The 22943-nt window shown below is 69.3% G+C and carries 21 protein-coding genes; 9 read left to right on the top strand and 12 right to left on the bottom strand.

What is annotated here, in order from left to right; all coding sequences use genetic code 11:
* Nucleotides 1-25: 25 nt before the first annotated feature.
* Both pdeM and DA69_RS13650 read right to left on the bottom strand, forming a co-directional pair.
* Entirely contained in the window at nucleotides 26-757 is a 732-nt protein-coding gene (pdeM, locus tag DA69_RS13655; protein WP_025976637.1) for a ligase-associated DNA damage response endonuclease PdeM, read from the bottom strand.
* 166 nt (nucleotides 758-923) lie between these two features.
* Nucleotides 924-3656 (bottom strand): ligase-associated DNA damage response DEXH box helicase, encoded by a 2733-nt coding sequence (locus tag DA69_RS13650; protein ID WP_025976638.1) that lies wholly within the window; start codon nucleotides 3654-3656, stop codon nucleotides 924-926.
* 58 nt (nucleotides 3657-3714) lie between these two features.
* On the opposite strand from DA69_RS13650, the gene DA69_RS13645 reads away from it, so the two are divergent.
* The 4 genes from DA69_RS13645 to hisC all read left to right on the top strand — a co-directional run bounded on the left by DA69_RS13645 (nucleotide 3715) and on the right by hisC (nucleotide 9577).
* Entirely contained in the window at nucleotides 3715-6591 is a 2877-nt protein-coding gene (locus tag DA69_RS13645; protein WP_025976639.1) for an ATP-dependent DNA helicase, read from the top strand.
* A 75-nt stretch (nucleotides 6592-6666) separates the two neighbouring features.
* The gene (locus tag DA69_RS13640) at nucleotides 6667-7725 is read left to right on the top strand and encodes a DUF2125 domain-containing protein (RefSeq protein WP_025976640.1); all 1059 of its coding nucleotides are present in this window, start codon (nucleotides 6667-6669) and stop codon (nucleotides 7723-7725) included.
* A gap of 13 nt (nucleotides 7726-7738) precedes the next feature.
* Nucleotides 7739-8431 (top strand): hypothetical protein, encoded by a 693-nt coding sequence (locus DA69_RS13635; RefSeq protein WP_025976641.1) that lies wholly within the window; start codon nucleotides 7739-7741, stop codon nucleotides 8429-8431.
* Nucleotides 8432-8461: 30 nt separating this feature from the next.
* Complete coding sequence (hisC, locus tag DA69_RS13630) at nucleotides 8462-9577, top strand: histidinol-phosphate transaminase (protein WP_025976642.1); 1116 nt, start codon at nucleotides 8462-8464, stop codon at nucleotides 9575-9577.
* A gap of 4 nt (nucleotides 9578-9581) precedes the next feature.
* Here hisC and DA69_RS13625 read toward each other — a convergent pair whose 3' ends face one another.
* Genes DA69_RS13625 through DA69_RS13605 form a run of 5 tightly spaced genes read right to left on the bottom strand, consistent with a single transcriptional unit; the run spans nucleotide 9582 to nucleotide 13411 of the window.
* On the bottom strand, nucleotides 9582-10373 hold the full coding sequence (locus DA69_RS13625; protein ID WP_029972385.1) for a MipA/OmpV family protein: 792 nt from the start codon (nucleotides 10371-10373) through the stop codon (nucleotides 9582-9584).
* A gap of 51 nt (nucleotides 10374-10424) precedes the next feature.
* Nucleotides 10425-11138 (bottom strand): lysophospholipid acyltransferase family protein, encoded by a 714-nt coding sequence (locus DA69_RS13620; RefSeq protein ID WP_025976644.1) that lies wholly within the window; start codon nucleotides 11136-11138, stop codon nucleotides 10425-10427.
* A complete protein-coding gene (locus DA69_RS13615; RefSeq protein ID WP_025976645.1) occupies nucleotides 11135-11782 on the bottom strand; it encodes a YdcF family protein in 648 nt (215 codons plus the stop codon). The genes DA69_RS13620 and DA69_RS13615 overlap by 4 nt, the downstream gene beginning before the upstream one ends.
* A gap of 10 nt (nucleotides 11783-11792) precedes the next feature.
* Complete coding sequence (locus DA69_RS13610) at nucleotides 11793-12674, bottom strand: cell division protein FtsX (protein WP_025976646.1); 882 nt, start codon at nucleotides 12672-12674, stop codon at nucleotides 11793-11795.
* Nucleotides 12671-13411 carry a cell division ATP-binding protein FtsE gene (locus DA69_RS13605; protein ID WP_025976647.1) on the bottom strand — a complete coding sequence of 247 codons (741 nt, stop codon included), beginning with the start codon at nucleotides 13409-13411 and terminating at the stop codon, nucleotides 12671-12673. Before DA69_RS13605 ends, DA69_RS13610 begins: the two co-directional genes overlap by 4 nt.
* A gap of 69 nt (nucleotides 13412-13480) precedes the next feature.
* On the opposite strand from DA69_RS13605, the gene DA69_RS13600 reads away from it, so the two are divergent.
* On the top strand, nucleotides 13481-14344 hold the full coding sequence (locus tag DA69_RS13600; protein ID WP_025976648.1) for an MJ0042-type zinc finger domain-containing protein: 864 nt from the start codon (nucleotides 13481-13483) through the stop codon (nucleotides 14342-14344).
* On the top strand, nucleotides 14337-14876 hold the full coding sequence (locus DA69_RS13595) for a phosphoribosyltransferase (RefSeq protein ID WP_025976649.1): 540 nt from the start codon (nucleotides 14337-14339) through the stop codon (nucleotides 14874-14876). Before DA69_RS13600 ends, DA69_RS13595 begins: the two co-directional genes overlap by 8 nt.
* On the opposite strand, the gene lysA is transcribed toward DA69_RS13595, so the two are convergent.
* Genes lysA through argH form a run of 3 tightly spaced genes read right to left on the bottom strand, consistent with a single transcriptional unit; the run spans nucleotide 14873 to nucleotide 17857 of the window.
* On the bottom strand, nucleotides 14873-16153 hold the full coding sequence (gene lysA / locus DA69_RS13590) for a diaminopimelate decarboxylase (protein ID WP_025976650.1): 1281 nt from the start codon (nucleotides 16151-16153) through the stop codon (nucleotides 14873-14875). The genes DA69_RS13595 and lysA overlap by 4 nt on opposite strands.
* Before the next feature lie 37 nt (nucleotides 16154-16190).
* Nucleotides 16191-16442 carry an LPS translocon maturation chaperone LptM gene (lptM, locus tag DA69_RS13585; protein ID WP_235599170.1) on the bottom strand — a complete coding sequence of 84 codons (252 nt, stop codon included), beginning with the start codon at nucleotides 16440-16442 and terminating at the stop codon, nucleotides 16191-16193.
* Complete coding sequence (gene argH, locus DA69_RS13580) at nucleotides 16439-17857, bottom strand: argininosuccinate lyase (RefSeq protein ID WP_025976652.1); 1419 nt, start codon at nucleotides 17855-17857, stop codon at nucleotides 16439-16441. The genes lptM and argH overlap by 4 nt, the downstream gene beginning before the upstream one ends.
* Here argH and DA69_RS13575 point away from each other — a divergent pair.
* Both DA69_RS13575 and DA69_RS13570 read left to right on the top strand, forming a co-directional pair.
* Nucleotides 17856-18497 (top strand): TlpA family protein disulfide reductase, encoded by a 642-nt coding sequence (locus tag DA69_RS13575; protein WP_025976653.1) that lies wholly within the window; start codon nucleotides 17856-17858, stop codon nucleotides 18495-18497. The two genes, argH and DA69_RS13575, sit on opposite strands and share 2 nt — an antisense overlap.
* Before the next feature lie 71 nt (nucleotides 18498-18568).
* Entirely contained in the window at nucleotides 18569-18925 is a 357-nt protein-coding gene (locus tag DA69_RS13570; protein ID WP_025976654.1) for a YciI family protein, read from the top strand.
* A gap of 3 nt (nucleotides 18926-18928) precedes the next feature.
* Here the strand turns inward: DA69_RS13570 and DA69_RS13565 are convergent, their stop codons facing one another.
* Nucleotides 18929-19264, bottom strand: a complete 336-nt coding sequence (locus tag DA69_RS13565; RefSeq protein ID WP_025976655.1) for a GIY-YIG nuclease family protein — start codon at nucleotides 19262-19264, stop codon at nucleotides 18929-18931.
* Between the two features lie 211 nt (nucleotides 19265-19475).
* On the opposite strand from DA69_RS13565, the gene DA69_RS14615 reads away from it, so the two are divergent.
* Nucleotides 19476-20327, top strand: a complete 852-nt coding sequence (locus DA69_RS14615) for a hypothetical protein (protein ID WP_145915928.1) — start codon at nucleotides 19476-19478, stop codon at nucleotides 20325-20327.
* Nucleotides 20328-20332: 5 nt separating this feature from the next.
* Here DA69_RS14615 and clpB read toward each other — a convergent pair whose 3' ends face one another.
* Entirely contained in the window at nucleotides 20333-22921 is a 2589-nt protein-coding gene (gene clpB, locus DA69_RS13560) for an ATP-dependent chaperone ClpB (protein ID WP_025976656.1), read from the bottom strand.
* Between the last annotated feature and the right edge of the window lie 22 nt (nucleotides 22922-22943).

The raw sequence follows: 22943 nt of genomic DNA, 5'->3' as shown, positions 1-22943 counted from the left end.
GCACCGTCCTTGCGCCGTCGCCGCCTCAGCTGAGGCGGTCGAAGGCGACGGCGTGGACCTTGTCCCGCCCCAGCAGGGCCGCCAAGGGAGCGGTCGCGAACAGGGACGCCACCGCCGCATCACGCACGTCCAGCCCCCCGGTGAAGGCGCCGAAGGCGGGCATGATCAGCCGTCGCCCATCGGTCACGAAACACGGACGTCGCACCCCCCGGCCATAGGCGGCGACGCGCGCGGCCGGATGCAGATGGCCCGCGACCTCTCCGGGCGCCGGCTCGATCTGCGGCTCGTGGATCAGATACAGGCCGCCCAGCGCCATCGTCTCGACCACGCGGCCCGGCAGCTGGTCCAGTGCGCCGGCCAGGGCGTCCAGATCATGGTTCCCTTCCAGCCAGACCCAGTCGCGCCCGGACGCCAGCCTCTCCAGCCGCGCCAGCTGGGCGCCCTCCATGCGCGACACCGCCTTTGAATCATGAAAGCTGTCGCCCAGCAGCACGACCGTGCGCGGGTCCAGCGCGTCGATCTCGGCCTCGAGCTTGGCCAGGGTCGCGGGGCTGTCATAGGGCGGCAGCATCTGGCCGCGCGCCGCGAAGGCCGAACCCTTCTCCAGGTGCAGGTCCGAGGCGATCAGGGCCTGACGCCCCGGCAACCACAGGGAGCCGGAACAGCGCAACACGCAGGCCTCGCCGTTCACCGTCAGCTTCAGCCCGCCGCAGGGATGGCGATAGGGCGACAGGGTTTCGCGCAGGGCGTCGTTCATCGCCCTTCTCCCCTCGGGGGAGAAGGTGGGCGGCGGAGCCGCTCGGATGAGGGGGCTGTATCCGCAGGCAAGCCGCTAGAAGACGACCACGCAACTGGCGTCCCCCTCATCCGCCTTGCTGCACAAGCCACCTTCTCCCCCGAGGGGAAAAGGACGCACGATTGCTTCACGCCGCCCCCTTCAGCGCTTCGGGCGCGTCTTCCATGACTTCGGCGATAAGGGCCTCGGCGCTTTCATCCAGGATCATCTCGGCCGCGTCGCCGCCGACCCGTTCACGACCGATCTGCACCAGCACCGGCACGCTGAAGGGCGAGGGCCGGTCCAGCGCCTTATGCACGATGCGGCCATGGATGCGGCTCAGCAACTGACCCAGCCGCGCCACGTCCAGCAACCCTGTCGCCGCATCCGCGCGCGCCGTTCTCAGCAGCAGGTGGTCAGGCTGGTGCCGCCGAAGCACGTCGTAGATCAGGTCGGTTGAAAACGTCACTTGCCGTCCGGTCTTCTCGGCTCCCGGCTGGCGCTGTTCGATCAGGCCCGAGATCAGGGCGCAGTTGCGGAAGGACCGCTTCATCATGAAGCTCTCCTCCAGCCAGGCCTCCAGATCGTCGCCCAGCATGTCCGGCTCGAACAGGGCGTCCAGATCGATGTCGTCCATCGGCCGGATCGACCAGATCGCCAGCGAATAGTCCGTCACCACAAAGCCCAGCGGCCCGACGCCCATCCGGTCCAGTCGCCGGGTCAGCAGCATGGCCAGGGTGGTGTGCGCCAGCCGCCCCTCGAACGGATGGGCGACCAGGAAATGCCGCGTGCCCCTCGGAAACGTCTCGACCAGCAGGGTCTGGGCTTCAGGGATGGCGCTGCGCAGCTCCTGCAGCTCCAGCCACTCCTGCACGTCGGAGGGCAGGACGCGCCAGTGATCGCGGTCCTGCACCATGCGCCGCACCCGCTCGGCCAGGGACGTGCCCAGCGGGAACTTCGAGCCTCCGTAAGAGGGGATCTTCGGGTCTTTATCCACGGCGGGCGCGACCAGGGCGTCGGTCCCGGCGATGCCCTGGAAGGCCCACACCTGACCGGCGAAGACGAAGGTGTCGCCCGGCGTCATCTGCTCGAAATACCACTCCTCGGCCTCGCCGACCTTGCGCCCAGCGACCAGATGCTTGCCCCCTCCCCTGCGACCGGCGACGCGAACGTTGAGATTGGCGGCCGAGACGATGGCGCCGACGTTCATCCGGTGGCGCTGCGCCATCTGGGCGTTGCGGACCTTCCACTTGCCGTCGCGGGTGCGCACGATACGGGCGAAGCGGTCGTAGGTCCGCAGCGCATAGCCGCCGGTGGCGACCAGATCGACCACCTCCTCGAAGGCCTCATAGGTCAGGCCGCGATAGGGGCCGGCCGTCGTCACTTCGGCGTATAGGTCTGACAGATCAAAGGCTTCGGAACAGGCGCAGCCCATGACGTGCTGGGCCAGCGTATCCAGCGTGCCGGTATGCTCCGGCTCCCAGTCGAAGGCGTTCTCGGCCACCGCCTCGCGCGCGGCCTGACACTCCAGCATCTCGAAGCGGCTGGCCGGCACCATCAGGGCGCGCGAGGGCTCGTCCAGCCTGTGGTTGGCGCGGCCGATGCGCTGCACCAGCCGACTGGCCCCCTTGGGCGCGGCCAGCTGGATCACCAGGTCGACGTCGCCCCAGTCGATGCCCAGGTCCAGCGTCGAGGTGCAGACCACGGCCTTCAGGTCGCCGCGCGCCATCGCCGCCTCGACCTTGCGCCTCTGTTCTGCCGCCAGCGAGCCGTGGTGCAGGGCGATGGGCAGGTCGTCCTCATTGATCGCCCACAAGGACTGGAAGACGAACTCGGCCTGCCAGCGGGTGTTGACGAAGATCAGGCTGAGCTCGGCGCGCCGGATGGCGTCGTAGACCTCTGGGATGGCGTGAACGCCGGTGTGCCCGGCCCAGGGCACGCGGCCTTCGCTGACCAGCACGTCGACCACCGGCGGCGCCCCGGGATCGCCCAAAACAACCCGCACTCCTTCTCCCCTCAGGGGAGAAGGTGGATCGCGCAGCGAGAGGGATGAGGGGGCGGCCTGATCCAGACTGGCGGCGTCGAGTCTGTTCTCAGCGTCACCCTCATCCGAGCGGCTCCGCCGCCCACCTTCTCCCACGAGGGGAGAAGGGGAGAGCCAGTCGGCGATCTTTGCCGGATCATCCACCGTCGCGCTCAGCGCCACCCGCCGCATCTGCGGCGCGAAGGTCTGCAACCGCGGGGGAGAAGGGGAGAGCCAGTCGGCGATCTTTTGCGGATCATCCACCGTCGCCGACAGCGCCACCCGCCGCATCTGCGGCGCGAACGCCTGCAACCGCGCCAGCCCCAGCGCCAGCAGGTCGCCGCGCTTGCCGCTCCAGATGGCGTGGACCTCGTCCAGCACCACGCATTTCAGGTCGGCGAAATAGTCCCTCGCCCCCTCCCAGGCGCAAAACAGGGCCAACTGCTCCGGCGTGGTCAAAAGGATGTCGGGCGGGAAGTCGCGCTGGCGCTGCTTCTTCGACTGTTTGGTGTCGCCGGTGCGGCTCTCTACGTGGATGTTCAGCCCGATCTCGCGAATGGGCGTCATCAGATTGCGTTCGACGTCGGTCGTCAGGGCCTTCAGCGGCGACAGATAGAGGGTGTGAACGCCCGAGCCCGGCCCCGTTTCGGGTCGAGGCCCCCGTTCGGCCAGGTCGATCAGGCTGGGCAGAAAGCCCGCCAGCGTCTTGCCCCCGCCGGTCGGCGCCACCAGCAGGGCGTGCTGACCGGCCTGCGCGGCGGCGACCATCTCCAGCTGATGCCGGCGCGGCGACCAGCCCCGACCGGCGAACCAGTCGGCGAACAGAGGCGGAAGCGTTGCAGTGCGCGGCGTCGTCACGACAGGCCTATAACATGTTCCCGTTCCGTTTCATCACCTCTGGCGCTATTGAGCGAGAGTGACTGTTGAATCCGCCGACATCCGGACCGTTCCGTCCCTGACGTTCGACCTGCCCCCCGCGCTGGCCACCCCGCCGGGGGCCGGGGCCGTGTGCGACGATCAGGGCGCGAGGAAGATCGGGCGAGGGGCCGCCGAGGGCCTGTTCACCGGCGGCGACGTCATCGTCGCCCACGCCGGACTGACGGCGCGGCGGCTGGGTCTGGCGCCGCCCCCGCGCTCGGCGCAGATGCTGGATGCGTTGGAGCTGTTCGCCTTCGTGCGCCCGGCCCGGTTTTGCGCCCCGTCGGCCACCGGGCTGGCGCTGGCCCTGGGGCGCGAGGAGCCGCGAGGCGCCGAGGCACAGGCCGCCGCCCTGCGCGCCGCCGCCGCCGACCTGCTGGCCGAACTGGCCGCGCCCGCCTATCCGGGGCGGGAGGAGGCCTACGCGCTGGCCCTGACGCTGGAACGGGCGGGCTGGGGCTGGGCGCCGCGCGTGCTTCAAGCCCTGCGCGCCGGACCATTGCGCGACCGCCAGCAGCGCGGCTCGGGCCTCGACGTCTGGGCCCGGCTTCAGGAGTGGGAGGACGAGGCGCCGCGCGGCGAGGCCGGGTCCGCCCCCGTCGACTCTGAGAGCGCCCGCATCCGTCTGGACAAGCTGCTTCAGGCCTCGGGTCTGGACGAGACGCGGCCCGCCCAGTCCGACTATGCGGCCGAGGCGGCTTACGCCTTCTCGCCCCGCAACGAGGAGGGGCGTCCGCGCGTCCTTCTGGCCGAGGCGGGGACCGGCACGGGCAAGACCCTGGGCTATCTGGCGCCCGCCAGCCTGTGGGCCGAGCGCAACGCAGGCGCAGCCTGGATCTCGACCTACACCCGCGCCCTGCAACGCCAGATCGACCGCGAGAGCCGCGCCCTGTGGCCCGACGAGGCCGAGCGGCGGCGCAAGACCGTCGTGCGCAAGGGCCGCGAGAACTATCTCTGCCTGCTCAACCTCCAGGACATGGTGCAGGCGGCGCAGCTGGGGAACGGCGACCTGATCGGCATGGCCCTGGCAGCGCGCTGGGCCGCCCATACCCGCGACGGCGACATGACAGGCGGCGACTATCCCGGCTGGCTGCCGGGCCTCTATGCGACCGCCCCCATGCATCAGGCGGGACCGGCCAATCTGGTCGACCGGCGCGGCGAATGCGTCCACGCCGCCTGCCCCCACTATCGCCTGTGCTTTGTCGAAAAGACCATCCGCGCCAGCCGCCGGGCCGATCTGGTGGTGGCCAATCATGCGTTGGTGATGACCCAGGCCGCCTTCGACGGCGCCCGCACCGCGCGCGGCCTGAAGCAGGACGGCGAGACGGCGGCGCTGAAGCGCATCGTCTTCGACGAGGGCCACCACCTGTTCGACGCCGCCGACAGCGCCTTCTCCGCCTGCCTGTCGGGGCAGGAGGCGGCCGAGCTGCGCCGCTGGATCCGCGGGCCGGAGGGGCGCGGCCGTCGGGGGCGCGGGCTCGAGCAACGGCTGGGCGACCTGTGCGCCGACAATGAGGCCGCCCGCGCGGCCCTGACCGACGCCTTGCGCGCGGCGGCGCAACTGCCCGGCGAAGGCGTGTCCGGCCGCATCGCGCCGGCGTCCGGCGAAGTGAACCCCATCGGCCCGATCGAGCGCTTCCTGGTGGCGGCGCTGGAGCAACTGCGCGCTCGCGCCGCCGAGAGCGGCGGGACCGAGTTCGGCCTGGAGTGCCCGCTGCATCCGGTCACCGAGCCGGTGCTGGCGGCCGCGCGCGAGGCGGCCAAGGCCATCGCCGACCTCGAGGCGCCGCTGCTGACGCTGTCGCGCCATCTGGAAGACATCCTCGACGAGGAGGCGGCCGAGCTGGACGGCGCCGCCCGCGCTCGCATCGAGGGGGCGCTGCGCGGCATGGACCGGCGCGCGCGCATGACCCTGCCCGGCTGGCGCTCCATGCTGGCGGCGCTGGAGGAGGGCGGCCCAGATGGCGACATGGGGCCCGATCCCGACTATGTCGACTGGCTGAGCGCGGAGGCCGCTTTCGGCCGCATCCACGACGTGGCCCTGCGCCGTCACTGGATCGACCCGACCGTGCCGCTGGAAGCCGCCGTGGTCATGCCCTCGCACGGGGTGCTGGTGACCAGCGCCACCCTGTCCGATCCGGCCGCCGAAGATCCCTTCGATCTGGCCCGCCTGCGCACCGGCGCGGCGCGTCTGATCGAACCGGCGCGAACGCTGAAGGTGGACAGCCCGTTCGACTATGCGACCAACAGCCGGGTCATCGTCGTCAATGATCTGGTCAAGGACGACCCGCGCCAGATCGCGGCGGCCATGCGCGAACTGTTCCTGGCGGCGGGCGGCGGAGGCTTAGGCCTGTTCACCGCCATCCGTCGGTTGAAGGCGGTCTATGAGCGGCTGGGGCCGGAGCTGGCGCGGGCGGGCCTTCCGCTCTACGCCCAGCACGTCGATCCGCTGGAGGTCGGGGCCTTGGTCGATGTCTTCAGGGCTGAACGGGACAGCTGTCTGCTGGGCACCGATGCGGTCAGGGACGGCGTGGACGTGCCGGGGCGCTCCTTGCGCGTCCTGGCCTTCGACCGCGTGCCGTGGCCGCGCCCGGACCTGCTGCACAAGGCGCGGCGCGAACGGTTCGGCACGGGCTCGGGCGGGCGCTCATGGGACGACGCGCTGGCGCGCGGGCGGATCGCTCAGGCGTTCGGTCGCCTGATCCGCCGGGCGGACGACCGGGGCGTCTTCGTCATGCTGGACGCCGCCTGCCCGACCCGCCTGTTCGCCGCCCTGCCGCCGGGCACGGAGGTGCTCCGGTTGGGGCTGGCCGAGACGGTGGAGTTGACCAAGGCGTTCCTCGCTTCATCTTCATCATCGTCCGATGAAGCGTAGCCGCGAACCGGCGCCGCCTTCGCCCTTATGGCGCCCCCGGTCCATGCGCTATAGGGGCGCGAATCCGGAGATTGCATGACCGACGCCGCCCCGCATCACAGCCGCAAGGGACTGATCATTCCCTTCGCCATCGTCGCCGTCCTCCTCGTTCTGTGGACCGGCTGGTGGTTCTTCCTGACGCAGCAGATCGAGCGGCGGATGGAGGGCAAGATCGCCGGACTGCAGCAGAGCGGCTGGACCATCGAACACGCCGGGATCTACACCACGGGATGGCCGATGCACGCGCGGGTGACGATCAAACACCTGGACGTCGTCGCCCCGTCCGGTCATGCGATCGCGGCGCCCGAGATGATCGCCCAGGCCAACGCCTATAACCCCACGCGCTGGGTGCTGGCGGCGCCGGACGGCCTGACGGTCACGCGCGCGCAGAAGGGCAAGACGGCGATCCGCGCCGAGGGCATTCGCATGAGCGTGCACGGCCTGACCCAGCGCTGGCCCAATCTGGCGCTGGAGCTGGAGAAGCCGGTCTTCACCGCCCTGCCGGACGCGGAGCCCTTCCCGCTGAAACAGGCGCGTCTGGTGCAGTTCTACATGCGGCCGCATCTGGTCGGTTCGGACATGCCGACCGACGACGTGGATGTGCTGTTCCGTCTGGTCGACGGCGAGGGCCGCGCCAACGGTCCGGTCGAGGGCTTCACCCAGTCGGGAATGCTGAACGCCCAGATCGAGGCGGTGATCGAGAAGGCCTCGGCCCTGCGCAAAGGCGCGGACGCCAAGGGATTGCTGAGCGCCTGGACGGCGGCGGGCGGGCGCTTCATCGACGTGAAGGGCCAGCTTCAGGCGGGCGAGAGCAAGGCCTTCGTCTCCAGCGACGCCCTGTCGGCGGACGCCAAGGGCCAGCTGGAAGGCGAGGTCTTCGTGCGCGCCGAGAAGCCGTTGGCGGCCATCGTCGGCCTGGCGGGCACCCAGCAGGGCGGGGCGCTGGATCGCGCCGCCGCCGCAAAGGCCGCCGCCGCCACGCCGCAGGGCGGAACCGGCGACGACGGTCAGGGCGTGGAGCTGGCCATCCAGTTTCGCGGCGGCCGCACCTATCTGGGGCCGTTCGCCCTGGCGCCTGCGCCGCAGCTGTTCTGAGGCTGCCCCTGTCATGCTGATCGAGCCGCCCGCCGACGAGGAACGCCTGTCGCTGGAACGCGCCGTGGCCGAGGCCGCTCGCGCCAGGCTGGCGGCGGGGCCGCGCGGCTCAGTTGACGGCGACGCCATCGCCCTGCGCGCAATTCTGTCGGGGATGAGCTTGTCCGAAAAGGCGGCGGTGCGCGCGGTGTTGGGGCGGCTGGAGGCGGCGGACGGACGCCCCCTGATCGCCTGTGGGGCGCTGTCGCAGGTGCTGGCGGCCGATCGCTGGGGCCTGGCGGCGCGGCCGATGTCCGAGGCGGATCAGGCGCTGTTCGCCGTGCGCGACGGGGCGGCGCGCAAGACGCGCGCCCTGATCGATCTGTCGGCGCGGCCGTGGTGGGGGCGGCTGCTGGCCCTGCCCATGCTGAAGGTCATCGCCGCCCTGCCCGATGACGCGACTGGAGCTCCGCGCGCCCTGATGGTCGGAACCGAGGCTCCGGGGCCGACGGGCGACGACCGCACCTTCTGGGTCACCGACAGCGCATGGCCGGACGCTCGCATCGTCGAGGCCCTGTCTCAGGCCGGTCTGGCGGCCGAATTTCTATCGGGCGGAGGCGGGTTGAAGCTGTTCGTCCTGACAGGCTATGTGCAGGCCGAAGACATCAGGCTGGACGGCGCGCCCGGCGGCCTGACCGGCGTCATCGGCGCCGCTCCCGTCTTTTGAACATGGCTGCCGGCAGGGGATGACGCGCGCATGACCGAAGCGAACCAGGCGCCGTCCGACGGCGCGCCACAACCCAAGCGCGGCCTGCTGGACATCGCCCCCTACGTCGGCGGCAAGAGCGCCATCGCCGGCGTCGCCAAGCCGATCAAGCTGTCCTCCAACGAAAACGCGCTGGGCGCGGGCGAGAAGGCGCGCGAGGCCTTCGCCGCCGCCGCCTCTTCGATCCACCTCTATCCCGACGGCCGGGCCGACCGTCTGCGCGCGGTGGTGGCCGAGGCGCACGGGCTGGAGCCCGAGCGGCTGATCTTCGGCAATGGGTCGGACGAAGTCTTCGCCCTGCTGAACCAGACCTATCTGGAGGCCGGGGACAACATCGTCACCAGCCAATACGCCTTCGTCGCCTACCAGATTTCGGCCCGCGCCTGTCAGGCCGAGGTCAAGCTGGCGGCCGAGCCGGAGCTGCGCGCCGACGTCGACGCCATGCTGGCTCTGGTCGATGAGCGGACCAAGCTGGTCTATCTGTCGAACCCGGCCAATCCGACCGGCAGCTACGCCACGGGCGAGGAAATCCGCCGCCTGCACGCCGGCCTGCCGCCGCACGTCATCCTGGTGATCGACGAAGCCTACGCCGAGTTCGTGACCGAGCCGGACTGGGAGAGCGCCTTCGGTCTGGCGCGCACGGCGCCCAACATCGTCGTCACCCGCACCTTCTCCAAGCTGCACGGGCTGGGCGGTCTGCGGGTCGGCTATGGCTATGCGCCGCTGGCGGTGGAGCAGGCGATCGACCGCATCCGTCTGCCGTTCAACGTCTCCCTGCCAGGCATCGAGGCGGCCATCGCTGCCCAGGGCGACGAAGCGCACCAGAGGGCCTCGCGCGATCTGGTGGCCGAGTGGCGGCCGCGCCTGACCCAGGCGATCAAGGGCTTCGGTTTCGAGGTCTTTCCGGCTTCGGGCAACTTCATCCTGATCCGCTTCCCCGATGCGAAACGCCCGGCTTCGGCGGCGCAGGACTATCTGCAGGCCAAGGGGATCATCGTGCGCGGCGTAGGCAGCTATGGCCTGCCCGATTGCCTGCGAGTGACGATCGGGACCGAGGATCAGAACCGCGCCTTCCTGGACGCCCTCAGCGAGTTCGCGGCGGGCTGAAGCCTCAGCCGCCGCTGTTGAAGCGCACCACGCCGATGACCCCGGCGCGCCAGACGTAGTCGTCCTCGATCAACGGGCTGTCCTTGATGTCGCCCAGACGCTGTTCGTAGTTGACGAAGGCGCCGACGCCGTAACGGTCGCCGATCGGCACGGCCAGCATGGCTGCGGCGCCTGCGGCCGACAGTCCGCCCGACGGCGTGAAGGCGGCGTAGTCGGTATTGGCGGCTTCCTGAGCGGTGACGCCGTAATAGCGCTGGACGCGCGCGTCGCTGCCGCCGCGCATATAGGCCATCGTCTGCAACAGGCCGACGGGCGTCACGCGCTGGTGGCTGACCGAGCCGTAGTACTCAAGACCGGCGTCGTCGCCGGTGGCGTCATGCTGTATGCGGCCTCCGACCACGACATTGCCCGGCAAACGTTTGAAGGCGTAAAGGGCCGCATCGGCGCCGTAGCCGGGCCGGTCCAGGCCCTCGATGTCGCCCGCCGCAAAGCGCGGACGCAACTGAACGCCCGCATGGAAATCGTCGCGCTTGACGGCGTTCCAGCCCAGGCCATCCAGACCGTTGGCGTAGACGATGTCGCGATAGGAGGCCGAGCCCCAGGCGGTGAAGTTGAAATCCTCGGACTTGTCGCCCGAGACGCTGAAGCCCCGGACAAAGCCGCCGCCGATGTCGACCTTCCACGTCTGCGGCGCTTCTAGCGGCTGGAACGGCTGTGACTGCGCAGAGGCGACAGCCGGCAAGCCCCCCAGGATGGCGGTCAGCAGGGCGAGGCGAAAGGCGGAGCGTGAAATCATGAGCGGGTCCCAGGTCAACAGCTGATGATATAGGGGCCCGCCCTCCAAAGCCTAGGTTCTGGGCGGCAACAAGGCGGTCGAGGCGTCTTCGATCCGGCTTTCCAGCTGCTTCATGAACTCGACCCGCTTAAGACCCGCCGGGATCGGCGGCAGGAACTCGAACACCACCGTGCCCGGATAGCGTTTGAATCCGTGCGCCGGCCAATGGACGCCCGAGTTGGTGGCGACGGGCCAGCAGGGCGCGTCCACGTCGCGATAGATGGCGGCGACCCCGGGCTTGTAGTCGGCCGGTTCGCCCGGCGTCGTGCGCGTGCCTTCGGGGAAGATCAGGATCTGACGGCCCTCGGCCAGGCGAGCGCGGGTCTGGCGCACCATGGCCTTCAGCGCCTTGGCGTGGGCGGCGCGGTCCACGGCGATCATCTTCGTCTTCCAGGCGAACCAGCCGAAGAAGGGCAGCGGCATCAGCTCCTTCTTCATGACGAAACAAGCGTCGTCGAGGAAGGTGAAGGGGGCGATGACGTCCAGCATCCCCTGGTGCTTGGCCGCGATCAGGGCCGGGCCGTTGGGACGATGCTCGAGGCCCCGCACCTCGACCTTGACCCCGGCGATCCAGCGCAGGCCGAACAGGACGAACCGCGCCCACATCTTGATCACCCCCATCGCCGCCCCGTGCGGCATCAGCAGGGCCGGCGACAGCAAGACCGCGAACAGCGGCATCGACAGATACAGCCACAGGGTGAAAAGCAGGGATCGAACGGTCGTCATGCGGCGGCCTTGCGGGGGTCTGAGGCGTCGGGGGCGGCGGGACCGGGGCGTTCCGGGTGACGCCCGGTCAGGCGATGCATCCCCTCGCGGCCCAGGACGGCCAGGTATTTCATATATTCCAGCGTCATGCGCCGGGCGGTCTCGGTCGCGCGCCACCAGGACGGGGTGTCCAGCGACGGCGTCGAGATGGCGTGGGGGGTCAGCCGCACGCCGGGCGCCGCGCCGCGAATCTCCATCAGGCTGCGCGGCATGTGATAGTCCGAGGTGACGACGATCAGGTCGTCATAACCCTTGGCCCGCGCCCAAGAGGCGATCTCCTGGGCGTTGCCGACGGTGTTCTCGGCCTCAAAGCCCAGGTCGACGCAGCAGTTGAACAGCTTCTTGGACCCCGGCGTCAGGGCGCGCAGCTCCTGGCGACGCACCTCCCGATTGACGCCCGAGATCAGCAGCCGGTCGCCCTTGCCCTGCTCCAACAGGCGGATGGCGGCGTTGACGCGCTCGGCCGAGGGGCCGGTCAGGGAGACAATGGCGTCCGCCCGCGCCGGCTCCGGCGCAGGCGTCAGACCGCGAACCCGCTCGGCGAAGACGAACAGGCCCGTCAGCCACATCAGCGCCACCACGGCGATCAGCGTCAGGAACTTCATGCTTAACTAACTAGCGACGCCCGCCCAGCTTCGCCAGCGCCGTCAGGCGCGCAGCCAGCACCGCGACGGCCCCCGCCAGCAAGGGGCAGGCGATCAGCGCCAGCAGGTCGCTAAAGGCCAGCGGCAAGGCCGGGGTCAGTCCGCCTTCGCCCCCGATCAACCGCAGCGCCCCCAGCATGAGCGCCGCCAGGCCGGCCCCCGCCGCCCCCGCCGTCGCCGCAAGAATCCCGAAACGCCGCTGAAACAGTGTGGCGATGGCTCCGTCCGACGCGCCGTTCAGGCTCAGCGTCTCGATCACCACCGCCTGGGCCGCCATGCCCGCGCGGGTGGCGTAGGCGATCGCCGCCGCCGTCGCCGCCGCGATCAGCAGGAAGGCCGCCCCCGCCAGGGCCGTGATCACGCCCGCCGACCGCTCGACCTCGCCGCGCCACAGGCTGTGATCGTCGACGCTGGCGTCCAGCCCGGCCTCGGCCAGGGCGCGGCTCAGGCTGGGCGCGCTGGCGGGCGCCTTCGGGTCCAGCCGGACGACGACCAGATAGGGCAGAGGCAGGTCGGGCAGCACCGCCTCCCCCACCCAGGGCCGCAACAAAGCCTCGGCCGCCTTGCGGTCCATCGCCTGCGCCTCGGCCACGCCCTTCACCCCGGCCAGGGTCTCGGCGGCGCGGGCGGCGGCGGCGGGGCCGGTCTCATCGACGCGCGGGCGCACCTGCACCGTCGCCTCGGCGCGCAGGTGACCCGCCCAGCCGTGCGCCGCCCGGTCGGCGGCCAGCGCCCCGACAGCGGCGATCGAGGCCAGGAAGCACAGCACGGCGATGACCACCACCAGCCAGCGTTCGCCCCCCGCCTCGCGCGGCAGCAATTCTGGTTGGGAGTCGCGCAAGCGGCCGATCATGGCTGCGCCTCCGGTCCAACAGATGAAGCCGGCGCGATCTGCGTCAGCCGCCCGCCTTCCAGCCGCAGGACGGCCGCGCCGCTGCGCTCGGCCAGGGCCTCGTCGTGGCTGGCGATCAGCACGGTGGCGCCCAGTTTGTTCAGCGACTGGAACAGCCGCATCAGCTTCTCGCCCATAGGCCGGTCGACGCTGCCCGTCGGTTCGTCGGCCAGGATCAGGCGCGGCCGCGCCACCACGGCGCGGGCGATGGCAAGCCGCTGCTTCTCGCCGCCGGACAGGGTGGGCGGCAGGGCGTCCAGCCGCCCGCCCAGACCGACCCAGCGCAGCATCTCCTGCACGTCGGCGGCGTACTCGGCCGGGCGCTCGCCCGCCAAACGCAGCGGCAGGGCCGCATTGTCGAAGGCCGACAGATGGTCCAGCAGGCGGAAATCCTGAAAGATCACCCCCATGCGGCGTCGCAGCGCAGGGACCTCGCGCCGGGGCAGGTGGGTCACGTCCTGGCCGAACAGGCTGATTCGTCCCGCCTGGGGCCGCGCCGCCAAAGTCAGCAGCCGCAGCAGCGAGGACTTGCCCGCCCCCGAAGGTCCGGTAAGGAAGTGGAAAGAGCCGTTTGGCAGACTAAGGTTAACGTCCCGCAGTACGGCGGGTCGCCCCCCATAGCCGAAGCCCACGCCTCTGAGGCGGACGGCGTCAGGCGCGGAATCAGGGTCGGCGGCGCGGCGGATCGGATCGGGCATAGGGTTTCGTATTGGACCGGGGCGTTGCGCCGCGACAGGAGGGGGCGATAAGCCTCACAGTCAGCTCACATGATACTGACCTGTCCCGCCTGCGCCACCAGCTATTTTGTTGCCGATGAAGCGATCGGCCCCAACGGCCGTCGTGTCCGCTGCAAGGCCTGCGGCCACGACTGGCGCGCCAGCCTGGAAGATGCGCCGCTGGAGCTGGAACCGGCGACGAAAGGCCTGAGCGCCGGCGAAGACGCTTCGCCCGAAACCCTGCCTGACAGTCTGGCCGAGACGCCCGCGCCCGAACTGCCGCGCGCCTTCCGCGCCAGGGCCGAGCGCAAGCGCCGCACACGGCAGGCGGCGGCGGCGGGCGCAGCCTGGGCGGCGGCGGCGGCGGTGGTGCTGGGGCTGTTCGCCGGCGGCGTCCTGTTCCGTGAGGAGATCGTCCGCAAATTCCCGGCGACAGCGGGCGCCTATGGCGCGCTGGGGCTTGAAGTGAACATCGTCGGGCTGGAGTTCGAAGCCCAGCGGGCGCGGGTGGCGCCGCATGATCCCGGCCGGATCATCGTCTCCGGCGCCGTGCGCAACATCCGCGACACCGAGGTGTCGTCGCCCCCCATCCGCGTGATCTTGCAGGATGAGCGCGGCGTCGAGATCGCCAGTCGCGTGGTGCGCCCGGACTGGCCCCCTACCCTGCCCGGCCAGGCGCAGGGCTTCGCCACGGTCATCGGCGATCCTCAAGGCAAGGCCGTCGGCATAACGACGAAGTTCGTCCTTGAGCCCGTGCGCAAGACGCCCCCGCGCCCCGCCGACAAGACCGCCCGCCCTGAACCCGCCGCGCGCGAAGACGGGGGCCTGCGTCGTCTGGGCGCCCTCGACCTTGGCCCGGCGCCCTCGCCTCTCGACACCGACGTCGCAGAAGGGGTATCGGCGAGGCATGGCTGACACCCCATCGACGCTCGCTCCCGCTGTCCTCCTGTCCCAGGCCGAGATCGAGGCCGTCGTGGCCGATCTGGCGCGCCGCATCGCCCCCCATGTCGACGATGATACGGTGGCCGTCGTCCTGCTGACCGGCGGGCTGTGGTTCGCCGCCGACCTGACCCGCGCCCTGTCGCGCGAAGGCCGCAACGTCCGCTTCGACGCCCTGTGGCTGGCCTCCTACGGCGACGAGCAGACCAGCCGGGGCCGGATCGAGGTTCGCGCCCCCTATCAGCGCCCGCTGACCGGCAAGAAGGTGCTGATCTTGGATGATGTGTTCGACACCGGCCTGTCGCTGGCCGAGGCGGTCCGCATCACCAAGGAGGCGGGCGCCGCCGAGGTGCTGACCTGCGTCTTCGCCCGCAAGCCCTGGCCCAAGCCCCGCGCGCCCGAGCCCGACTTCGTCGGCTGGGAGGCGCCGAACCGCTTCCTGGTCGGTTATGGCCTGGACCACGCCGGCGGGATGCGCGGCCTGCCGGACATCTGCGCTCTGGACTAGTCCTTGAGCCAGTCCGCCATCGGTTCGCGAGCGAACATCGCTTCATAGGTCGGGCGCGGGCGGATGACCGCGCTGCGCTCGCCGTCGACCAGCACTTCGGCGGCCAGCGGACGGGTATTGTATTCGCCGCTCATCACCGCGCCATAGGCCCCGGCGCTCATGAAGACGACCAGATCGCCGGCCTTCAACGGCGGCAGGTCGCGGTCGCGCGCGAAGGTGTCGCCGGTCTCGCACACCGGCCCGACCACATCGTGAGGCAGAAGCTCGCCCTCGACCGGGCGGACAGGCTTCAGATCGTGGAAGGCGTCGTAGAGGGCCGGACGCATCAGATCGTTCATCGCCGCGTCCAGCACCAGGAAGCGGCGGCCGTCCGTGCGCTCATTGACCTGAATGACGCGGCTCAGCAGCACGCCCGCATTGGCGGCCATGAGGCGGCCGGGCTCGAAGGCGGCCTCGACGTTCAGCCCCTCCAGCACGCGCGCGGCCATAGCGACGTAGTCGGCCGGGGACGGCGTCGCCGCATCGCCGTAATAGGGCACGCCCAGGCCGCCGCCGAGATCGAGGCGGGTGACGCTGCGCCCCTGGGCTCGCAGGGCGTCGGTCATGTCCCGCAGCACGCGGAAGGCGGCTTCCAGCGGAGCCAGGTCGGTGATCTGGCTGCCGATATGGCAGGCCAGACCCACGGGCGTGACGTGGGGCGAGCTTGATACGCGGGCGTACAGCGCCATCGCCTCCTCGACCGGCACGCCGAACTTGTCGCCCGCGCCGCCGGTGGTGATCTTGGCGTGGCCGCCGGCGCCGATCTTGGGGTTGACGCGGATGGCGATGGCGGGGGCTGCGTTCTTGGTCGCAGCAACCGCGATCAGCCGGTCCAGCTCGGTCGAGGACTCGACGTTGATCTGACGCACGCCCTGCTCGATGGCGAAGGCCAGCTCGGCGTCGGTCTTGCCCACGCCCGAGAAGATGATGCGCTCGCCCGGAATGCCAGCTGTCAGCGCCCGGCGGATCTCGCCCTCGGACACGGTGTCGGCGCCGCAGCCGAGTTTCGCTAAGGTCGCCAGCACCGACAGGTTGGAGTTGGCCTTGACCGCAAAGGCGATCAGGGCGTCGCCCAGCGCGCCCCTGTGCGCGTCGCACGCCTCGCGCAGGAGGCCGTAATGACGGCGCAGGGTGGCTGAGGAATAGACGTAGGTCGGCGTGCCGACGCTGTCCGCCAGCGCCTCCAGAGAGACGCCCTCGGCATGCAGGACGCCGTCCTTCAGATCAAAATGGTGCACCGGCGGGGAGTCCAGTCAGAGAGAGGAGCGCGAAGGCTCAGTTCATCGGCGGCGGCTTGCCGAACGGGTTGCTCGTGCCGTTGTCGATGGGCATCTGGCGCGGCGGCAGGTTCTGCATCGCCTCTTCCGGCAAGCCCGGGGCCGAGCGGTCGCGGATGGCGCGCTCGGTCTGCTTCTTCGGCATGGCGCCCTGCGGCGGCTCGAGGTCGGCCATTCGCCCGCAGCCGGCCAGCAGAAGGGCGGCGGCGCCCGCGAGGATCAGGGTCTTCTTCACAGACGTCTTCGTCACAGGCGGCTTCTCCAGTCGGCGATGCGCGCGCGGACCTGTTCCGGCGCCGTGCCGCCGAAGCTCTGGCGGCTGGCGCAGGAGGCTTCGGGCGTCAGCACTTCATACACCCCTTCGGTGATCCGGCCATCCAGCGCCTGCAATTCGCTCAGCGGCAATTCGCCCAGCCCCAGGCCCAGCGCCTCGGCCCGCTTCACCGCGGCGCCGGTGACATGGTGCGCCTGACGGAAGGGCAGGTTCAGCTCGCGCACCAGCCAGTCGGCCAGGTCGGTGGCGGTCGAGAAGCCCGCGCCGGCGGCCGCGGCCATCTTCTCGGTGTTGGGGCGGATCACGGCGACCATGGCGGTCATGGCCGTCAGCGCCAGATCCAGCGCGTCAAAGGCCTCGAACACCGGCGGCTTGTCCTCCTGCATGTCCTTGGAATAGGCCAGCGGCAGACCCTTCATCACCGTGGTCAGGGCGATCAGGGCGCCGTTGATGCGGCCCGTCTTGGCCCGCACCAGCTCGGCCGCGTCGGGGTTGCGCTTCTGCGGCATGATGGACGAGCCGGTGGTCAGGTCGTCGGGCAGCGCAGCGAAACCGAACATCGGCGTCATCCACACCACGATCTCTTCGGCCAGACGCGACAGGTGGCCCGCCGCGATGGAGGCGGCGGCCAGGCTCTCCAGCGCGAAATCGCGATCCGAGACGGCGTCCAGAGAGTTGGCCATCGGACGATCAAAGCCCAGCGCCTGCGCCGTCATGTGGCGGTCGATGGGGAAAGGCGAACCGGCCAGGGCGGCGGCGCCCAGCGGGTTCTCGTTCATGCGCGCGCGCGCGTCGGCGAAGCGGCCCGCATCGCGGCCGAACATCTCGACATAGGCCATCAGGTGATGGCCAAAGGTCACCGGCTGGGCCGTCTGCAGATGGGTGAAGCCCGGCATCAGGTCGCCCGCGTGCTGCTCCGCCCGGTCCAGCAGGGTCCGTTGCAGGTCCTGAAGCTGCGCCACGGTGCGGTCGCAGGCGTCGCGCACCCACAGGCGGAAGTCCGTCGCCACCTGGTCGTTGCGGCTGCGCGCGGTGTGCAGGCGCCCCGACGGCTCGCCGATCAGCTCAGACAGGCGCGCCTCGACGTTCATGTGAATGTCCTCATAGGCGTCGCGGAAGGGGAAGGTCCCGTCCCGGATCTCGCCTTCGATCACGTCCAGCCCGCCCAGGATGGCCTGGGCGTCCGCAGGCGCGATGATCCCCTGTTTCTCCAGCATGCGACAATGGGCCCGCGAACCGGCCAGGTCCTGCGCCCACAGGCGTTTATCGACGCCGATGGAGACGTTGATGGCCTGCATGATGTCCGCAGGCTTGGCGCTGAAGCGTCCGCCCCATAGAGACTGGCCCTGAGCGGGGGTATCTGGCTGTGGTTTGGAAGGCGTATCGGACATGAGCGGCTCTGGACGGACTTGGGCGGGCGTGGCGACGTTCGCGGTGATCGGCGTGGGCGCGGCGCTGCTATACGTCAATCAGAAGGGCGGAGGCAAAGAGTCCGCGCCGCCCGCGGCCCAGCCCGCAGCACAGGCCGCAGCCCAGCCGCTCGAGCCGCAACTGGCGGCCTTCGCCAAGGGATCGCTGGCGGCCCTGCAGGCGCCCGCCTCTCCGACCGCGCCCGACTATGTGTTCAAGACCGCCGACGGCGCCGACGTCCGCCTGGCCGACTTCGCCGGCAAGGTGACGGTGGTGAACCTGTGGGCCACCTGGTGCGCCCCGTGCAAGATCGAGATGCCGACACTGGCGGCCCTGGCCGACCACTATAAGGCGCGCGACGACTTCGCCGTGGTCGCCGTCAGCATGGACCTGGACAAAACGGCCGACGAGGCGCGGGCCTTCATCGCCGAAAACGCGCCGCTGGACTTCTACATCGACCCGAAATTCCAGCTGGCGTTCGAGTTCCCCGGCAAGGGCGCCATGCCCCAGACCATCGTCATGGACCGCCAGGGCCGCGTCCGCGCCGTCCTGACCGGCGAGGCCGACTGGGCCGGCCCCGAGGCGCGCGCCCTGATCGACCACCTGCTGGCCGAGGGCTGAGCCAGACCCTCCGGCCGCGCTTGTCGAAGACGGCCCGAAGGGTTGATGCTCGCGCCGCACAGGAGGCTGCGATGAGCGTCGAGACCCACTATCTGGCCGTCTTCACCAGCGACAAGACCGGCCCCAAATGGCGGGCCTGGCGCGCCATGAGCGAGGCCGAGCAGGCCGAGACGGCCCGCCGCGGCGTGGCCGCCGTCGCCGCTTGGGAAGAGGCGCACCGCGACTCCATCGTCTTTCAGGGCGGCCCGCTGGGCCCGACCAAACGCATCGGCGACGACGGCGCCGTGACCGACATGGTCAACCTGCTGACCGTCTTCATGGTCGTGCGCGCCGACAGCCACGAGGCCGCCGCCCGCCTGTTCGAGAACCACCCGCACATGAGCATCTTCGTCTGCGACGGGGTCGAGGTGATGCCGGTGCTGGGGTGAGGCTCAGTCGACGCCCGGCGGCGGGGTCCAGTTCGGATCCGGGAACCAGTCGGCGGCAAGGTCGCGCCAGTCCGGGTTGTCCTTCTCGATCAGGGACAGCTTCCAGTCGCGCAGCCATTTCTTGATGCGCCGCTCGCGCCGGATCGCATCAAGCATCAGGGCGTGCTGCTCTAACCAGACCAGACGGGTGCAGTCATAGGCGTCGGTGAAGCCAGGAAAGGCCCGCGTCCTGTGCTTCCACACGCGGCTTTCCAGATTGGAAGTCGAGCCGACGTAGAGCGTCCCGTTGCGCCCGCTCGCCATAATGTAGGTCGCGATGAAGGTGCGATGGGTCGCCATACGGCCACGCTAACCCGCCCCTCTCCTTCCGTCACCCACGCCCCGCCCCTTCTTCCGTCATCCTCCGGCGAAGCGAAGCGGAGACCGGGGGACCCAGCGGCGCCGAAGGCGATCTTAGGGCGGCCGCCGAGCGTGGCTCTTTCGCGCTCCCGCGCGCCGCTGGGTCCCCCGGTCTGCGCTGCTGACGCGGCTTGCCGGAGGATGACGAAAGTTGAACAGTGTGAATCGCAAATCATCAAACAAGCCGATCCTGAAAATGAATCATCAAGATGATATTCGCTTGCTCGTCTTCGTAAGGCCTTCCAAAAACCAACCAGCGTCAGCTCTCGAAAAGAGGATGCATGCCTTCTTAAAGACCGGAGAGGGAACTGAGAGCCTTGATGACAAAGCCTTCTCTACCCTGCACGGCACCGGACAAATTGCCGATTATTTGCTTTGGAACAGACAGTTCATTGCGGAGATGAAGGCGGTCAATGGCTATCCAGTGCAACGCATTGAACGTCTAATCGACGATGAAACGCGAAAAGAACCTCGAATGTTCGTTTTCGGTGAGGTCGGTATCCAAAAAATTTTATCATCTAGAAGCAATGGGACCGAAATCAACAGAATGATGGTCAACATAGGGGGTCGGCCCATCAGAAAATTGCTCCAACAAGCTAATCCTCAGATCACTGACACCCGCACCAAACTAGCGCTGCCCGGAGCAGCTGGTCTCGCGATCATTATGATCGATAAGCCTCAGAAAATTGAAGCTGGCGTGGCTGCCTATGCTGTTCGAGAAGCTTTAAGGGCAGCAAAACCCCGACTCGATGAGATCGATTTCGTATGGGTTTCAATCGAGACCCATACGGTGCGTTTACCAGACGGTCGCACGGGTTTTCCAGAACTAGGGATTTGGAGAGCAAACCGGCGACCAGATATTGACCGTGCCATGATAGGCCAAATGTTTGACGCTTGGGCTGCTTTCAATGGCACTGAAATGGAGCACCTTGATCACACTTCGAGTTGGGAAACGCTCACTCCCATCGGGGATGGGTGGCCGTTGAAGCTAGACCTACATTGATGAACTCAATGTACCCGCGCCTTCCCGATCTCCAGCCCATCGCTACCCGCTGACACGGCCACCACGCTGCCGTCCTCGATCTCGCCGGCCAGCAGCTTCTTCGCCATCGGGTCGACCAGTTCCTTCTGGATGACGCGCTTCAGCGGGCGGGCGCCGTAGACCGGGTCGTAGCCCTTGTCGGCGAGCCAGGTCAGGGCGCTGTCGTCCAGGGCCAGGGTCAGGCGGCGGTCGGCCATCAGCTTTTCCAGACGCGCCAGCTGGATGCGGACGATGCCGCCCATCTGTTCGCGGCCGAGGCGGTGGAACAGGATGATCTCGTCGATGCGGTTCAGGAACTCGGGCCGGAAGTGGGCGCGGACCTGTTCCATGACCAGCGGACGCACGGCCTCGACGTCCTCGCCCTCGGGCTGGTCGGCCAGGTACTGGCTGCCCAGGTTGGAGGTCATGATGATCAGGGTGTTCTTGAAGTCGATGGTGCGGCCCTGGCCGTCGGTCAGGCGACCGTCGTCCAGCACCTGCAACAGCACGTTGAAGACGTCGGGGTGGGCCTTTTCGACCTCGTCGAACAGGATGACCTGATAGGGGCGACGACGCACAGCCTCGGTCAGGGCGCCGCCCTCGTCATAGCCGACATATCCGGGAGGGGCGCCGATCAGGCGGCTGACCGAGTGCTTCTCCATGTATTCGGACATGTCGATGCGGGTGATGGCGTTGTCGTCGTCGAACAGATAGCCGGCCAGGGCCTTGGTCAGCTCGGTCTTGCCCACGCCCGTGGGCCCAAGGAAGAGGAAGCTGCCCAGCGGCTTGTTGGGGTCGTTCAGACCGGCGCGGGCGCGGCGCACGGCGTCGGACACGGCTTCCAGCGCCTCGTCCTGACCGACGACGCGGCGGCCCAACTGGTCCTCCATCTTGAGCAGCTTCTCGCGCTCGCCTTCCAGCATCTTGTCGACGGGGACGCCGGTCCAGCGGCTGACGACGGCGGCGATCTGCTCGGCGTCGACGACTTCCGGGGTCAGGGGGCCTTCGGCCGGTTTCTCGGCGGCTTCGGCCTCGGCCAGCTGGCGTTCCAGTTGCGGGATCTGGCCGTAGGCGATTTCCGAGGCGCGGCCGAGGTCGCCGGCGCGCTGGGCGGCGGCCAGTTCGGCGCGCAGGCGGTCCAGGGTTTCGCGCAGCTGGGCGCCCTGCCCCACCTTGTCCTTCTCAGACTTCCAGCGGGCGGTCATGTCGTCGGACTGGCCTTCGAGGTCGGCGATCTCGTCGTCGAGCTTTTCGAGACGCTGTTGGGAGGCGCTGTCGCTTTCCTTCTTCAGGGCCTCGCGCTCGATCTTGAGCTGGACCAGACGGCGGTCGATCTCGTCCAGCGCCTCGGGCTTGGAATCCACGGCCATGCGGACGCGCGACGCGGCCTCGTCGATCAGGTCGATGGCCTTGTCCGGCAGGAAGCGGTCGGTGATGTAGCGGTTCGACAAGGTGGCGGCGGCGACGATGGCGCTGTCCGAGATGCGCACCCCGTGGTGGACCTCGTACTTCTCCTTCAGGCCGCGCAGGATCGACACCGTGTCCTCGACGGTCGGCTCGGCGACGAAGACCGGCTGGAAGCGACGGGCCAAGGCCGCGTCCTTCTCGACGTGCTTGCGGTACTCATCCAGCGTGGTGGCGCCGACGCAGTGCAGTTCGCCGCGCGCCAGGGCGGGCTTCAAGAGGTTGGAGGCGTCCATGGCCCCGTCGCCCTTGCCGGCGCCGACCAGGGTGTGCATCTCGTCGATGAACAGGACGATGCCGCCCTCAGCCGCCGCCACCTCGTTAAGCACGGCTTTCAGCCGCTCCTCGAACTCGCCGCGATATTTCGCCCCGGCGATCAGGGCGCCCATGTCTAGCGCCAGGACCTTCTTGTCCTTCAGGCTTTCGGGCACGTCGCCGTTGACGATGCGCAGGGCCAGTCCCTCGACGATGGCGGTCTTGCCGACGCCGGGTTCGCCGATCAGGACGGGGTTGTTCTTGGTGCGGCGCGCCAGCACCTGAATGGTGCGGCGAATCTCCTCGTCGCGGCCGATGACCGGGTCGACCTTGCCGTCGCGCGCGGCCTCGGTCAGGTCGCGGGCGTAGCGTTTCAGGGCGTCGAAGCTGTCCTCGGCGCCCGCGCTGTCGGCGGTCTTGCCCTTGCGGATTTCGGTCACGGCCTCGTCCAGCTTCTTGGCCGTGACGCCGGCGGATTTCAGCGCCTCGGCGGCGGCCCCGCCTTCCTTGGCGATGGCGGCCAGCAGGCGTTCGGTAGTGACGAAGGCGTCGCCGGCCTTCTTGGCGGCTTCTTCGGCGGCGCTGAAGACGCGCGCCAGATCGCCGTCGAGGTAAAGCTGGCCCGAGCCGCCCTCGACCTGGGGCCGCTTCTTCAGCAGGCCCTCGGTGACGAGCTCGACGGCGGAGGGATCGCCCCCCGCCTGATCGATCAGCTTGCGAGCCAGACCGTCGCGTTCCTCAAGCAGCACCTTGAGCAGGTGCTCGGGCGCGAATTGCTGGTGGCGGCGGGCCAGGGCCAGCGACTGGGCGGACTGGACGGCCTGTTTGGCGCGGTCGGAATAGAGGTCGAGATTCATGGCGTTCGGTTTCCCCTCAGGA

Origin of the sequence: Brevundimonas naejangsanensis, from assembly GCF_000635915.2 — a bacterium.
In the GTDB taxonomy this organism is placed as follows: domain Bacteria; phylum Pseudomonadota; class Alphaproteobacteria; order Caulobacterales; family Caulobacteraceae; genus Brevundimonas; species Brevundimonas sanguinis.
Note: the sequence above shows the minus strand (reverse complement) of the source record. Positions and strands in the feature narration are given on the sequence as shown.

Coding starts and splice junctions, on each gene's coding strand:
- DA69_RS13575 (WP_025976653.1), top strand. CDS start 17,856: ATGAGCGGCTCTGGACGGACTTGGGCGGGCGTGGCGACGTTCGCGGTG.
- hisC (WP_025976642.1), top strand. CDS start 8,462: ATGACCGAAGCGAACCAGGCGCCGTCCGACGGCGCGCCACAACCCAAG.
- DA69_RS13635 (WP_025976641.1), top strand. CDS start 7,739: ATGCTGATCGAGCCGCCCGCCGACGAGGAACGCCTGTCGCTGGAACGC.
- argH (WP_025976652.1), bottom strand. CDS start 17,857: ATGTCCGATACGCCTTCCAAACCACAGCCAGATACCCCCGCTCAGGGC.
- DA69_RS13640 (WP_025976640.1), top strand. CDS start 6,667: ATGACCGACGCCGCCCCGCATCACAGCCGCAAGGGACTGATCATTCCC.
- DA69_RS13600 (WP_025976648.1), top strand. CDS start 13,481: ATGATACTGACCTGTCCCGCCTGCGCCACCAGCTATTTTGTTGCCGAT.
- DA69_RS13570 (WP_025976654.1), top strand. CDS start 18,569: ATGAGCGTCGAGACCCACTATCTGGCCGTCTTCACCAGCGACAAGACC.
- DA69_RS13625 (WP_029972385.1), bottom strand. CDS start 10,373: ATGATTTCACGCTCCGCCTTTCGCCTCGCCCTGCTGACCGCCATCCTG.
- pdeM (WP_025976637.1), bottom strand. CDS start 757: ATGAACGACGCCCTGCGCGAAACCCTGTCGCCCTATCGCCATCCCTGC.
- DA69_RS13605 (WP_025976647.1), bottom strand. CDS start 13,411: ATGCCCGATCCGATCCGCCGCGCCGCCGACCCTGATTCCGCGCCTGAC.
- clpB (WP_025976656.1), bottom strand. CDS start 22,921: ATGAATCTCGACCTCTATTCCGACCGCGCCAAACAGGCCGTCCAGTCC.
- DA69_RS13610 (WP_025976646.1), bottom strand. CDS start 12,674: ATGATCGGCCGCTTGCGCGACTCCCAACCAGAATTGCTGCCGCGCGAG.
- DA69_RS13595 (WP_025976649.1), top strand. CDS start 14,337: ATGGCTGACACCCCATCGACGCTCGCTCCCGCTGTCCTCCTGTCCCAG.
- DA69_RS13620 (WP_025976644.1), bottom strand. CDS start 11,138: ATGACGACCGTTCGATCCCTGCTTTTCACCCTGTGGCTGTATCTGTCG.
- DA69_RS13615 (WP_025976645.1), bottom strand. CDS start 11,782: ATGAAGTTCCTGACGCTGATCGCCGTGGTGGCGCTGATGTGGCTGACG.
- DA69_RS13565 (WP_025976655.1), bottom strand. CDS start 19,264: ATGGCGACCCATCGCACCTTCATCGCGACCTACATTATGGCGAGCGGG.